The following is a 14,005-nucleotide window of genomic DNA, read 5'->3' as shown; positions in this document are numbered from 1 at the left end:
GTACGTTCGGGGACGCGGTTTCAGTTCATGCACATGGCAGGAGGCTGGGGTGATCCTCGAAAATGAAATTCGGCAACTTGAACGGTCCGTCAACACCCTGATATGCCGACCCACATTGATCCGCCGTGAATACTGGGCTGCTCAGACGGAAAAGCTTCTGGTGTTTCCGGGACTGTCCGCCCGCGATCGCTGTCGCTTGATCGCGTTACTGGATCTTCTTGGAATTTCAACCCGCGAAGAAGTCGCTCCGTTAGGCCCGCCCACGATGGTCTTCAGTATGTCCGGAGAGCCGACTGCGACGTGATTGATCCGCTTGCACCCTCTTCCGGTCTCTCAACGAAACGACAAGACGGACAATTCTCCTGAGCTGCCCGTGTTATGCCGATTGCGGGTGTTCATCATTGGCGATAATCCCGGACGTACCTGTCTGTTGCGCCAATGCATGCTCTCGTAGAAGGGCACGAAATCTGTCGATCGACATGGGCGTGCCGGTGAAATAACCCTGGACGACGTCGCATCCCGCTTCCATCAGCCACGCGAGCTGTTTCGCGTCTTCCACCCCCTCGGCAACCGCGTCAAGCCCGAAGCTATGAGCCATCGACAGGATCGCCGTCACGATGGGCTGTCCATGTTCTGGAAGCCTTTCGATGAATGAACGGTCGATCTTGATCGTATTGACAGGGAAGGCATGCAGATACGACAGCGACGAATACCCTGTGCCGAAGTCATCGATGGATAACAGCACACCCGCAGTGCGCAGACGATTCATCACGTCGAGCGCCGTCTCGCGGTTGGCAATGAGGTGGCTCTCGGTAAGCTCGAGCTCGAGCAGCCCGGGTGCGAGGCCGCTCGCCGCGAGCGCCGCGAGGACGTCGTCGACAAAGGCCGGATGCCGCAACTGCCGCGCCGACACGTTCACCGCAACGCGAACGCTCACGTTCTGATGGTCGGCGCACCACGTCGCCGCTGCAACGCACGCGCGCTGCAGCACCGAACGCCCGAGCCGCACGATCAGATCGCTGTTCTCTGCGATCGGAATGAACTCTGCCGGCGATACGACGCCTTCGTCCCTATGCGTCCACCGCGTCAGCGCTTCTGCACCGACGAGCGAACCGTTGCGGCAGTCGAACTGCGGTTGATAGACGAGATCGAGCGCACCGCCGTCGACGGCCTTGCGCAATTCCGCTTCGAGATACGCACGGCGATGCGCTGCATTCATCAGTTCACGAGAGAATCCCACGACCATGTTCTTGCCGCGCGTTTTCGCTTCGTATAACGCGATGTCCGCGCTGGCGACAAGGCTTCCGCTGTCGTGCCCGGCCTCCGGAAAGCTCGCATAGCCGATGCTCGCCGTCACGCTGATCTCGTCGCCGTCGATTATCGCGGGCTGGCAGAGTGCGTGTCCGACTTCATTCGCGACTTCCTGAACCGCGCTCCGTTTCCAGGAGCACTCTACCGTTACGGCGAATTCGTCGCCGCCCATCCGGCTCACGATCCCACGACCGCGCACGGCACTCGTCAGCACGCGCGCCACATGCTGCAGCAGTTCGTCGCCGGCCCCGTGACCGAGCGTGTCGTTCACCGTCTTGAAGTCATCGAGATCGATCAGCACGAGACCAAGATGGCGATGCGGGTCCTTTGCCGCCCCGAGCCGCGCCTCCAGCGTTTCATAGAACGTACGCCGGTTCGACAGGCTCGTGAGCGGGTCCGTGCGCGCCAGGTGCTCCAACTCGCGTTCCGCTTCCGTCACTCGTCGCCGCATCCGGCGCATGACGAGTGTCGAAACCCAGAGCGCACCCAGACACGCGACGCCGAGAAAGCACGCATATTGCAGGAGTTGTCGACGCACCAGGTCGCTCGTTGCTACGAGCACCACATGTCCCAGCTTGTGGCCTTTATGCTCGATCGTCGCGCGCACGTAAACGTCACCGAGCGAGAGTGTCGTGCGATGCTCCGTCGACGCGAGCGTACCCTCGTCGATGTGCTCCGCGCTAATTCCTGCGCGCGCGTAGCGAGTGAAGATCCGGTTGTCGTCGCGATATACGCTGACACTCTCGACGTAGGGAACGCGGCGCAGCGATCGCAAGACGTCTGTCATCGACGCTTCGTCATCGAACATCAACGATGCGCTGACGTTCTCTGCGATGACGGACGCTTGCAGCGACGCATCGTCATAGAGAGCGCTGCGGAATGCCACCGCCTGGTACACGAGAAGCACGATGCTCGCGACCACCAGCGCAATGCCGACGCTCACGAGATTCGCGTGCACCGTCAGACGCTCGGCGCTCCGACTGCTGCTCCGCATGGTCATTTGAGTCTCCTTGCAAGCCGCAGCAGTTTCGAGCTAAGAACCAGCTTTCGGCGTAAGGCCTCGGTGTTGCTGATGTCGAAGCGCAAATGTTCGTCCTCCGCGATCAGCTTGATGACCGCCTCACCGGGCGCGGTCGCGCCGGCGCCAGCGATGACGAGCACTGCATCGTCCGACCGCAATGCCTCGCGCATCTCCGCGCTCGTGCTGTCGCCGTCGTCCAGGGCAAGCACGTCGCATTCGCCGGCCCCCTTGCTGCCCACGGTCATAAAACGCCACACGCGCGCACCCACCAGTCGCCCATTGAGTCCAGCCAGCGCGTCGCGCAGCGAACTACGCTCGCTCGCACAGACGCGCAATTCGGCGCCGCGAGCGCGCTCAGCGGGCCATTGCGTGAATTGCGTGAAGTTGAAGATGTAGGCGCTCTCGAGCTTTGGCAGATCTACCTGCGCGTGCGCACACCATGCCGCGAGCGAACCGGCCGTGCACAAACAGAGCGCTATGCCTCGACGGATCCACATCTTCAGAACCCGTAGACCATTTTCGCCAGCAGCGTGCGGCTCTGCTGCACGATGACGTTCTGAGCGAAGCCGGGGCCGGCCGGATCCGCATATCGGCGGTCGAAGACGTTATAAACCGACAGCGACACATCTGCCGGCGCAATAAGTTTCCGGCTGTGGAGCGACACGTTGACGACGCAGTAGCCCCCCGCCGAACCCGCTTGTGCGAGCCGGGACGACAGACACTGCGCTTCCGAACCTGCGCGCGCCGACATGGCAAACAGCGGGACGCTCACGTTGACCTTGGCCATGTGGCGCGGCGAGTTTTGAAGCGCGCCGCCCGACACGGAATCGCGCGAGAACTGATAGGCGTAACTGGCCCGCGCGCGCACGCCCGAGGCAAACTGCTGCTGCCATGAGAGTTCCGCGCCGCGTGCCTGCGCGCGATCGACGTTGCGAAACACATAGAGACCCGAATCCGGGTCGATGGACTCGGTGATGAGGTCCCGAAGCGAGTAACGGAACAACGAGAGGGTCACGCGTCCCGTGCCGCCCAATGCACGCTCGTAGACGAACTCCTGCGTGCCGATACGTTCCGACTTCAACCAGGGATTCGCAAGCTGCCCGCCTTCGCCGGGAATTGCGTAATACATCTCGTAGGCATTCGGCGCGCGATATGCGGTGCCGTAGACGAGCTTGAACGTATCGCTTGCGGTCGGCCGCCAGATCAACGCGATACGGGGACTGAAATTGCCGCCGATGCGCGTCTCGCTATCGAAGCGGCCGCCGATGTCGAGCGTCAGCGGCTCGGCAAGTTTGATTTCGTCATCGACATACACGCCGACGCGCTGACTGACGCGATGGTCGTCGAGCAGGCGCTCATACGGCCCAACGTTGTAGTTCCACTGGTCGCGTGCCGTGTTTATCGTGTAATCGACGCCGGCTACGATGCGATTGCGCGGCACCGTGCGCATGGTCGCATGCACATCGCCGCCGTACCACACGGCATGATCGCCATCGACGTTGCTGATGCCCGGCGCGGGGGAGACGAGCTGACGGCTCGTGTAGTCGTAACGCCCCGAATAAAGCTCATAGTCGATCGCAATGTCGTTGCGCAAATGATGCGTGTACGTGGCATCCACGAAGGAATGCGTGTCCGTTACGCTGAAGGGTGCGTTGAAGACAGCGTCGTAAGGCGCGCCCGGAACGTCCTTCGTGCGGTTGCCGTAGCCCGCGCTGATGCGCAAGCCGCCGATGCCGAACTTCGCGAACAACTTCTGGTTGCGCTCGCCATCGAGTCCGTTTGCTACGCCGTTGTTGTTGTCCGGCGTATCGAACTCGGGAAAAAAGAGGTCTTGGCCGTGGCGCTCGTAGGCCGTCGCGGACAGCACGAGGTCCGCGCCGTGCGCGCCATGCCAACCATACGTCGCTCGAGCTTGTTTCTCACCGAAGCTGCCGACAGCGCCGGCGAGTTGAACGCCACCGATCTCGCTGCCCTTCTTTGTGATTACGTTGATGGTGCCAAGCAACGCATTGGAACCATACACGGCCGAGCCGGGGCCGGGTATGTATTCGATACGCTCGACGAGATCCATGTCGATCGGAAAGTCCGAGCCGACGGGCGCCTGATCATAGACTCCGTCGTTCAAACGCATTCCGTCGACGAGCAGCAGGAAGCGGCTGTTGTAATCACCCGGGCGCTGGAAACCGCGTGCGCCGAGATACGAGTACATGCGATCGGAGGTGATATACAGTCCGGGCAGCGTTGCAAGCGCATCGGCCAGCGTGCGCCAGCCGTAGTCGCGTATGTCACGGGCGGTCAGTACGATGACGGCGGCAGGCGCGCTCGCCGCGGACTGTGCGACCCGCGTCGCACCACTCACGGTCATGCTCATCAGCGACTCGAGCGGCATCGAAGCCAGGTCTTCGTTCTCCAGTTGGAGCGATGCGCGCGCGAGCGACGGAGCGGTAGCCGCGCACGCGGGCGTCACGCACGCGCCGACGAACGCGGCCATGAACAGTCCGGCGACAAAGTGCAGCGGTGCATCAGCGGAACAAAGACTTGGCGGCTGGGTGAAGATCGACATCTGTACGGCATGTTCTAATGAATTCGAGGGTTCTTTTCTTATCGGCATCCGCACCCGGCCGCTTGAGTCGGACTCCATGCGTCGGCGCGCTTCAGCGGCCGCGTGTCGGTAATATTTTCGCGGCACCCCGCACCGCGCTGTGTGCCGGCGTGAGCGCACGCCAGCGCCGTCGTCTGATCGCTTACCCTGAAGCGGCGGCACGGATGTTGCGCAACTGCCTTCTCCATCCTCCGGAGAATTCAAGGCGTCTCCTGCCGCGCCTCCGTCCCCATGGCCTCCCCTGAGATCTTCGCAGAAATTTTCAACACGGCGCCCATCGGGAGCTACTTGCTCTCCCCCACACGGGACGCAATCATCCTTGCGGTCAACGATGCGTTCCTCAAGGCCTCGACGCTTCGTAGAGAAGAGATGGTCGGACGGAGCCTTTTCGATGTGTTCCCGCACAATGAAGCTGATCCGGAAGACACAGGAGTCGAAGCGCTGCGCCAATCGATTGCTCGTGCAATCGAGACGGGTGAACCTCAGACATTGCCGCTACAGCGATTCCCGCTCTGGGTGACCACCGACGACGGGAAGACACGTTACGAAGAACGCTTTTGGAGTGCTGTCAACACGCCGATTTTCAATTCAGAGGGCACGCTGCTCTGCGTCTCTCATACCACGACCGATGTCACGAATGCGCATTTGACCCGGCAAGCGCTCGCCGCAAGCGAACAGAGATTCCGAAGCCTCTTTGATGCGATCAATCAGGCGTTCTGCGTCATCGAGCTATCGTTCGATGAGGGCGCGGAGCCAATGGACTACAAGTTCGTCATGGTGAATCCCGCATTCCAGGCGCACACGGGGTTGGTGGACGTCGTGGGAAAGAACGTTTCCAAAGTGATTCCCGGCCACGACCGCCACTTCTTCGATATCTATGGCGCCGTCGCCAGGAATGGCCTCCCGATTCACGCACAGAGGGAGGCGTCGCAGCTAGGACGCTGGTTCGACATCTATGCATTCCGCCCTGACGCTGCAACGCCTCATCAGGTGGGAGTCCTCTTTTCTGACATTACCGAGCAGCGAGAAGATGAGCAACGTCTGGTCGCCAGCGAGCGGAACGCAAGAAGCGCCGCGCGCGAAGCACTGGACGCTACCCGCCGCCTGGACGCAGTATTGGAAGCCGCGCCGATCGGCATTGTCGTCAGCGACAAAGGCGGTGCGATCGAACGAGTGAATCGATCGTTTGCTCAGTTTTGGGGCGAGAATCATCCGCGCCCACAAAACATCGAAGACTTCGAGATGTGGAAAGGACGCTGGGCCGATCATTCAGACAGACACGGCCATCCACTCACCGCCCATGAGTGGACTACGGCGCGCGTTTTAAACGGTGAAGCCGCCGCCAGGGATATCGTCTCCATCGAAAGCTTCGATGACCCGCCCAATCGACGGACATTACTGAGCACGGGGGCCCCCATCAGGGACGATCATGGCGCCATCGTCGGCGCCGTTGTCGCACAGTTGGACATCACCGATCGCGTCAACGCCGAAGAGGAGTTGCGTCTCGCCGATAGACGGAAGGACGAATTCCTCGCCATGTTGTCACATGAACTCCGCAATCCGCTCTCGCCTATCGCAAGCGCGGCAGAACTGATGAGGGTCGCACCTAACGATGCGCGACGGGTCAGCAAGTCGTGCGAAATCATCTCGCGACAAGTAAAACACATGACGGGACTCATCGATGACCTTCTCGATGTGTCACGGGTAACGCAGGGACTGATCAACCTCAACGTCGAGGTGCTCGACGCAAATCGGGTTGCGGCTGACGCAATCGAGCAGGTCAGACCGATCATCGAGAGGAAAAGGCATCGTCTTTCGCTGCGTACGTCGTCGACGGCGGCGCTGGTACGGGCAGACGAGAAGCGGCTGACGCAAGTCTTCGTCAATCTGCTCAATAATGCAGCCAAGTACACGCCGGAAGCAGGCGTTATCGACTTCACCGTGAGCTTGAACGACGACTGTGTCAAAGCCGTCGTAGCTGACAACGGCATCGGGATGACGCCGGAAATTGCCGCGCGCGCCTTCGACTTGTTCGCGCAAGGCGAACGCAGTTCCGATCGCTCTCAAGGTGGACTGGGGATAGGACTCGCACTCGTCAAGAGTCTGGTCCAACTCCATGGAGGTACCGTCACCGCGTACAGCGCAGGTCCCGGCGAAGGCAGCACGTTTGTTGTATGCCTGAAGCAGGCTGAAACCTCGAATGTCCAACGAAATGACAAGACGGACAATTCTCTTGAGCTGCCTGTGTTATCCCAATTGCGGGTGTTGATCGTTGACGATAACCCGGACGCGTCGGAGACGCTTGCCATGCTGATGCAAACCTTGGGAAATGAAGTACGTGTCGCGGCAAACGGCAATGGAGCCCTGAAGGAAGTCGAACAGTGGAATCCCGACGTATGCCTTCTCGACATCGGCTTGCCCGACATGGACGGATATCAGTTGGCGTCCAAACTCAGGTGCCGCCCGGAGACCGCGCGCAAAGTTCTCATCGCAGTAACTGGATACGGCTTGCAACAGGACAAAGAGAAGGCGATCGCCGCCGGGTTCGATCATCACTTTGTCAAGCCCTTGGACGTGCGGAGACTTTTTTCCCTGCTTGGCGATGTCGCTTCGCGCGCGGATCGCGAATAGAACACCATCGCCCGACAGGCGAATTGCGTTGACAGGCAGGCGTCTGCCGACCCGTCATGGCGGATCTGGCGAAGTTGGTAGATCAAGTCCTGCGCTCCTCCCGATAACGCAGTGCGGAGTTCGGTACTCGGCCCATGCTGTCTATGAAATCGGCACCGCATCGCGGGCGGCGCTTCTCAGCCCGCGCGATAACGCGCGCCGGGATGCGTGTCACGCAGATGCGGCCCGCGTCCCGCGAACAGCTTCTCGCGCAGGGTGCCGTCCGCATACGCCGTGCGGTATCGGCCACGGTTCTGCAACTCCGGCACGACCAGATCGACGAACGCATGCAGGCTCTCCGGCATGACCGTGCGACGCAGATTGAAGCCATCGACGCCGGTTTCATCGGCCCACGCGACGAGTTGATCCGCCACTTCTGCGGGATCGCCGACAATGAACGGCCCGCGCCCGCCGATCTGATCGAAGCGCGTCATGTCGCGCGGCGTGATCGGCCGCCCGGCGCGCTTCGTCAGGTTTTCGACGGTCGATTGCAGCGCATTGCTTTTGACATAGCGGATCGGTTCGTCGAGATCCATCGCCGCGAAGTCGATGCCGGTCCATCCCGACACGAGCACGAGCTGGCCGAGCGTGTCGACATATTCCGCGTATTCGGCGTGGAGTGCCCGAGCTTCCCTGGACGTGCGCGCCACCACGACGGTCGCGCCGAGATAAAGCAGCACGTCGTCAGGCGCGCGGCCGGCATCGACCGCATGCTTGCGGATGTCACGCGCCGCCGCCGCGACGATGGCAGGCGTCTGGCCTTCGAGGAACACGCATTCGGCATGCTTGCCGGCGAACGCCTTGCCGCGTCCCGATGCGCCGGCTTGATACAACACCGGCGTGCGTTGCGGCGACGGCTCGACGAGATTGAAGCCATCGACGCGAAAGTACGGCCCTTCGTGCAACACGCGGCGGATCTTCGACGGGTCCGTGTAAGGCTTGCCCGCGCGCCTGTCATGCACGACCGCGCCCTCCGTCCAGCTTCCTTCCCATAACTTGTAGACGGCTTCGAGGAAGTCCTCCCCCGCCGCATAGCGCTCGTCGTGCTCGCGCGCCTTCTCCAGTCCCATGCCCCGCGCCGCGCTCTCCAGATATCCGGTGACGACGTTCCAGCCAGCGCGCCCGCCCGTCAGATGATCCAGCGTCGAGAAACGCCGCGCGAACTGATACGGATGCTCGTACGTCAAATTGGCGGTCACGCCGAAGCCCAGGTGCTTCGTCGCATGCGCCATCGAGGGCACCGTCAGCAGCGGATCGTGCGATGGCGATTGCGCGGCGGAGAACAGCGTCGCGTCGACGCCGCCGCCGTAGACGTCGTAGATGCCGAAGACATCGGCCAGAAAAACGCCGTCGAACAGGCCGCGTTCGGCAGTCTGCGCAAGTTCGATCCAGTAGCCGAGCGTGTTGTGTTCGAGAGAACGGTCGCGCGGATGCCGCCAGAATCCGGCCCACGAATGCGCGGGCGCGTTCATGTGGAACGCGTTGAAATGCAGATGTCTGTTCATGGTGCGCGCGCTTTCTCGCGGCCGGCATTTCGGAGCGATACACACTAGGAGAGAGGCCGCGTCGCGCCAACCAAGTTAATCAGCTAAGCAAATTGACCGGTCGCTGGCAAGCCCATTACGCCCATTGTGCAGAGCTTTCGCGAAATGATCCGTTCGTCCTGACGACACGAGGAATCAACATGGAGAGCTTCCATCCCATGTGCATCCGTCCATGTCCAGTCACGATCAGTTCAATGACCGGGTTTTCTGGGTCACAGGCGCATTCGGCGCGCTCGGCGCGGCCGTCGTGCGAAGACTCGCTTGCGCAGGCGCGCATGTGGTCGCGTCCTCGCGCAACATCGATAATCATTTCCCCGGTTCGAGCGTCAACGCCGCGCTGGACCTGCTCGTGCAAGGTCTCGGACGCAAGTACGGGCCGCATGGCGTGCGCGTCAACGCGGTCGCGCCCGGTCCGATCGAATCGCCGCGCTTCGCGTCGATGACGACCGGCCAGGTCGATGCCGAACCCACGCGTCTCACCGCGCTCGACGGCCCCGGCACGCCCGACGACGTCGCGGCCGCGGTCACGTATCTGCTCTCCGACGATGCCCGCTTCGTCACCGGGACGCGTCTCTATGTGGATGGCGGCGGCCCGCCGTACGCCTGATTTCTCGATTCCGCTTCCTACTTTCAAGGACTTCTCTCTCATGTCCCGTTCCGTATCCGCCTCGCAGTTGCGCACGCTCATCGCTCAACGCTCGGAACTCGCCGTGCTCGACGTGCGCGAGGAAGGCGTCTCCGCGCGAAAGCGTCTGTTCTATTCGTCGGTTGCGCCGGTGGGCCGGCTCGGACTGCTGATCGATCGCCTCGTGCCGCGCCGCGGCACACCCATCGTTCTCGTCGATACCCACGGCGAGTACACGCCGCGCGCAGCCGCCTTGCTCGAACGCTGGGGTTATACCGACGTCGCGATCCTCGAAGGCGGCGTCGAAGGCTGGGCGCAGGCGGGCTTCGAAGTTTTTTCGGGCACCAATGTGCCGGGCAAGGCATTCGGCGAAGTCATCGAGCACAAGCTGCATACGCCCAACATCGACGCCTCGACGTTGAAGGCCCGCCAGGATGCCGGCGACGATCTCGTCGTGCTCGACTCGCGTCCGTTCGGCGAATTCAACACAATGAGCATTCCCGGCGGCATCGATTGCGCGGGCGCGGAACTCGTCTATCGCGCGCTCGCTGCCGTGCCGTCGCCGGATACGCTGATCGTCGTGAACTGCGCGGGCCGCACGCGCAGCATCCTCGGCGCGCAGTCGCTCATCAACGCGGGCGTGCCGAACCCGGTCGCCGCGCTCACGGGCGGCTCCATGTCGTGGCTGCTCGAAGGCTTCGAACTCGAACACGGCAAGATCCGCACCGCGCCGCGCCCCGAAGGCGAGGCGCTCGCGACCGCGCGCGAGCTCGCCGCCGCCGCCGCGCGCCGCGCCCGTGTGCCGGTCATCGACCGCGACACGCTCGCCGCGCTCGAACGCGAAAGCGGGGAACGCACGCTGTATCGCTTCGACGTGCGCGATCCGCTCGAATACGAAGCGGGTCATCCGGCAGGCTGGCAAAACGCGCCCGGCGGACAGCTCGTGCAGGCAACCGACGAATACGTCGGCACGCTGCATGCGCGCGTCGTGCTGCGCGACGACGACGGGGTGCGCGCGCGCATGACGGCGTCGTGGCTCAAGCAACTCGGCTATCTCGATGTCCGCGTGCTCGACGATGCGGGGAGCGCATCGCTCGTCGACGAGCACGTCGAAGCCGGTGCGCAGGCCGTGCGCGTGCGTCCGCACGGCGCGCGCACGCGCTGGATAGAAGCCGATGCGTTGTTGCGCGAGATCGAAGCGGGCGCCGTGCAGACCATCGATATCGACAGCAGCCTCGCGTTCCGCCGCGCCCATGTGAAGGGAGCGCGCTTCGTCGCGGCGAGCGCCGTTCTCGCGCATCTGAGCGACTTGCCGCGCGACACGCCGATCGTGCTCACGTCAGAAGACGGCGTGCTCGCGGGACTTGTCGCGGCGGAAATCGCGCAGACGCGCGGCGGCGTATCCGCGCTCATCGGCGGCACGCGCCGCTGGCTCGCGCTCGGACTGCCCCAGGACGCCGGCGACGCGGGCAACCTGACCGGCGACGACGACGCGTGGTACAGCCCGTATCACGCAAAGGCGGATCAGGTCGCCGCGCAGATGAACGCGTATCTCGCCTGGGAGTTGCAACTCGTCGAACAGGTGGACCGCGATGCGATCGCGTCCATCGACGTGCTCGACTTCGAAACGCCCACCGCGCGCCGCAGCCGCGAACGGCTCGCCGACATCGCGGGGCGCGCGGAATGAGCCCCACGTTCGACGGCGCATCGAGCCCGGCGGACATCGAAGGCAGTCCGCTGCACGCGGCGTTCCAGCAACCGCTGATCCTCGGCCTCTTCCTGCCGATCCAGAACGGCGGCTGGTCCATTTCGACGCTGCCGCGCGGCACCGACTGGCGCTTCGACTACAACGCGCGTCTGACGAAGCAGGCGGAAGCGCTCGGCTTCGATCTCGTCTTCGGGCTCGCGCAATGGCTCGGCAAGAACGGTCACGGCGGCGAGATGAAGTATCGCGAGCAGTCGCTCGATGCATTCATCGCGACGAGCGCGCTCGCCGCGATCACCGAGCGCATCCTGCTGATCTCGACGGTTCATGCGCTCTACGGGCCGTGGCATCCGCTGCATCTCGCGAAGTTCGGCGCGACGCTCGATCACATTTCGAACGGGCGCTGGGGCATCAATCTCGTGACCGGTCACGTCTCCACCGAATGGGCGATGTTCGGCCAGCCGATGATCGAGCACGACGAGCGCTATGCGCGCGCGGCGGAATTCGTCGGCGTGCTCGACACGCTCTGGCGCAGCGACGCGAACCTGACGATCCGCACGCCGCGCTGGCAGCTCGACGATGCCTTCGTGAGCCCGCGCCCGCGCTATCGCCGTCCGGTACTCGTCAACGCGACCGGCTCCGATGCCGGCATCGACTATGCGGTGCGCCATTCGGACCTCGTCTTCATCACGAGTCCGGCGGGCGCGGATTTCGACGACGCCATCGGCGCCTTGCCCGCGCACACCGCAAAAATTCGCGAAGGCGCGGCGCGCGTCGAACGGCGCGTACGCACGCTCATTAACCCGACGATCGTATGCCGTCCGACAGAGCGCGAGGCGTATGCGTATCGCGACGCCATCGTCGCGCACGCCGATGAAGGGGCGCTCGACGGCTTCGTCGCGCAAGGCAGCCGCAGCGACGCGAAAGCGTGGTCGAAGCACAAGCGCGAGCAGCGCATCCTCGGCGGCAATCTGCATCTGATCGGTTCGCCCGAGCAGATCGTCGACAAGCTGCTCGCGCTGAAACGCGCCGGATGCGACGGCGTGCAACTGACCTTTTTCGACTTCGAACCCGATCTCGCCTATTTCGGTGAAGCGGTGCTGCCTTTGCTCGTCGAAGCGGGCCTGCGTCGCGACTTCGCCGGATCCAACTCTCTGCAAACGACGACATGACCACCACGCGGCCACGGCAACTCCATCTGAACACGAACGTGACCGGCACCGGGCGGCATCCGGCGGGCTGGCGCACGCTAGACAATCCACGTTCGATCATCGATCTGAGCTTCTTCAAGGCGATCGCGGCGACGGCCGAGCGCGGCAGGCTCGATGCGGTGTTTCTCTCCGATACCCTGTCGCTGCGCAATCACGCCGAAGGCCCGTCGCAGGCGCTGGAACCGACCGTGCTGCTGACCGCGCTCGCGGGCGCGACGCAATATGTCGGCCTGATCGCGACGGCATCGACCACGTTCAACGATCCGTTCAATCTCGCGCGCCGCTTCGCATCGGTCGATCATCTGAGCGGCGGACGCATCGCGTTCAATGCGGTGACGACTTACGACACGCACGCCGCCGCGAACTTCAGCCACGAGATTCCGCTCTCGACCGAAGAGCGGTATGCGCGCGCACAGGAGTTCGTCGAGGTCGTGACGAAGCTCTGGGACAGCTGGGAAGACGATGCCTTCGTCGCCGACCGCCCGTCGGGCCGCTATACCGATCCCGCGCGCGTGCATACGATCGAGCATCGCGGCAAGTACTTCTCCGTGCGCGGGCCGCTGTCCGTGCCGCGCAGCCCGCAAGGGCGGCCCGTGCTCGTGCAGGCCGGCTCCTCGGAAGGCGGACGCGCGCTTGCCGCACGCTTCGCCGACGCCGTCTTTACCGCGCAGACGACGCTGCCGACGGCGCAGGCTTTCTACGCGGAGATGAAAGACCGCGTGCGCGCGCATGGCCGCAATCCCGATCATTTCCTGCTGCTGCCGGGGCTGTATCCGGTCGTCGGCGGAACCGAGCGCGAGGCGCGCGAACGCAAGGCCGAACTCGACGCGCTGCTCGATACCGATCGCGAAATCGCGCGGCTTGCAGGCGCACTCGGCCTCGCGCCCGACGATCTGTCGATCGATGCGCCCTTGCCCTACGAGCTTATCGGCAAGGTCGCGCGTTCGGACCTGCCGCGCGGTTTCATCGACTCGACGGTCGCGCTCGCGAAGAGCGGGAACCTCACGGTGCGCGATCTGCTCGACCGCAACCCCGGCGCCCACCGGATGATCGTCGGCACGCCCGAGCAGATCGCCGACGATATCGAGCAATGGTTCCAGGCACGCGGCGCGGACGGCTTCAATCTCAACGCCGACGTGTTTCCTTCGGGCCTCGCCGCCTTCGTCGATCACGTCGTGCCGATCCTGCAGCGCAAAGGCATTTTTCGCCGCGACTACGAAGGCACGACGCTGCGCGACCATCTCGGCCTGCCGCGACCGGCCAGCCAGTATGCATCGTCGGCGCATGCCGCATGAACATCGAGAGGACAGGAACCG

10 protein-coding genes are annotated in these 14,005 nt (G+C 63.4%); 6 read left to right on the top strand and 4 right to left on the bottom strand.

The window, feature by feature from the left end; all coding sequences use genetic code 11:
* Nucleotides 1-49: 49 nt before the first annotated feature.
* The gene (locus tag QCE58_RS29830; protein ID WP_309780528.1) at nt 50-304 is read left to right on the top strand and encodes a hypothetical protein; all 255 of its coding nucleotides are present in this window, start codon (nt 50-52) and stop codon (nt 302-304) included.
* A gap of 72 nt (nt 305-376) precedes the next feature.
* Here the strand turns inward: QCE58_RS29830 and QCE58_RS29825 are convergent, their stop codons facing one another.
* Genes QCE58_RS29825 through QCE58_RS29815 form a run of 3 tightly spaced genes read right to left on the bottom strand, consistent with a single transcriptional unit; the run spans nt 377 to nt 4,823 of the window.
* The gene (locus QCE58_RS29825) at nt 377-2,311 is read right to left on the bottom strand and encodes a bifunctional diguanylate cyclase/phosphodiesterase (RefSeq protein ID WP_250522587.1); all 1,935 of its coding nucleotides are present in this window, start codon (nt 2,309-2,311) and stop codon (nt 377-379) included.
* Entirely contained in the window at nt 2,308-2,829 is a 522-nt protein-coding gene (locus tag QCE58_RS29820; protein ID WP_081851830.1) for a YfiR family protein, read from the bottom strand. Before QCE58_RS29820 ends, QCE58_RS29825 begins: the two co-directional genes overlap by 4 nt.
* Nucleotides 2,830-2,831: 2 nt before the next feature.
* On the bottom strand, nt 2,832-4,823 hold the full coding sequence (locus QCE58_RS29815; RefSeq protein WP_250522588.1) for a TonB-dependent siderophore receptor: 1,992 nt from the start codon (nt 4,821-4,823) through the stop codon (nt 2,832-2,834).
* A 342-nt stretch (nt 4,824-5,165) separates the two neighbouring features.
* Between QCE58_RS29815 and QCE58_RS29810 the strand changes: the two genes are divergently transcribed.
* The gene (locus QCE58_RS29810) at nt 5,166-7,565 is read left to right on the top strand and encodes an ATP-binding protein (protein WP_250522589.1); all 2,400 of its coding nucleotides are present in this window, start codon (nt 5,166-5,168) and stop codon (nt 7,563-7,565) included.
* A 176-nt stretch (nt 7,566-7,741) separates the two neighbouring features.
* Here the strand turns inward: QCE58_RS29810 and QCE58_RS29805 are convergent, their stop codons facing one another.
* Nucleotides 7,742-9,109, bottom strand: coding sequence for an LLM class flavin-dependent oxidoreductase (locus QCE58_RS29805; RefSeq protein WP_250522590.1), 1,368 nt, complete (start codon nt 9,107-9,109; stop codon nt 7,742-7,744).
* Nucleotides 9,110-9,320: 211 nt separating this feature from the next.
* Between QCE58_RS29805 and QCE58_RS29800 the strand changes: the two genes are divergently transcribed.
* Genes QCE58_RS29800 through QCE58_RS29785 form a run of 4 tightly spaced genes read left to right on the top strand, consistent with a single transcriptional unit; the run spans nt 9,321 to nt 13,984 of the window.
* Nucleotides 9,321-9,755 (top strand): SDR family NAD(P)-dependent oxidoreductase, encoded by a 435-nt coding sequence (locus QCE58_RS29800; RefSeq protein WP_051078948.1) that lies wholly within the window; start codon nt 9,321-9,323, stop codon nt 9,753-9,755.
* Nucleotides 9,756-9,795: 40 nt separating this feature from the next.
* A complete protein-coding gene (locus QCE58_RS29795; protein ID WP_250522591.1) occupies nt 9,796-11,460 on the top strand; it encodes a rhodanese-like domain-containing protein in 1,665 nt (554 codons plus the stop codon).
* Nucleotides 11,457-12,650 (top strand): LLM class flavin-dependent oxidoreductase, encoded by a 1,194-nt coding sequence (locus QCE58_RS29790; RefSeq protein WP_250522592.1) that lies wholly within the window; start codon nt 11,457-11,459, stop codon nt 12,648-12,650. Before QCE58_RS29795 ends, QCE58_RS29790 begins: the two co-directional genes overlap by 4 nt.
* A complete protein-coding gene (locus QCE58_RS29785; protein ID WP_250522593.1) occupies nt 12,647-13,984 on the top strand; it encodes an LLM class flavin-dependent oxidoreductase in 1,338 nt (445 codons plus the stop codon). The genes QCE58_RS29790 and QCE58_RS29785 overlap by 4 nt, the downstream gene beginning before the upstream one ends.
* The last annotated feature ends 21 nt before the right edge of the window (nt 13,985-14,005 follow it).

Source organism: Caballeronia sp. LZ028, from assembly GCF_031451415.1.
GTDB classification, from domain to species: domain Bacteria; phylum Pseudomonadota; class Gammaproteobacteria; order Burkholderiales; family Burkholderiaceae; genus Caballeronia; species Caballeronia zhejiangensis.
This window is presented reverse-complemented; position numbering and strand designations above follow the sequence as displayed.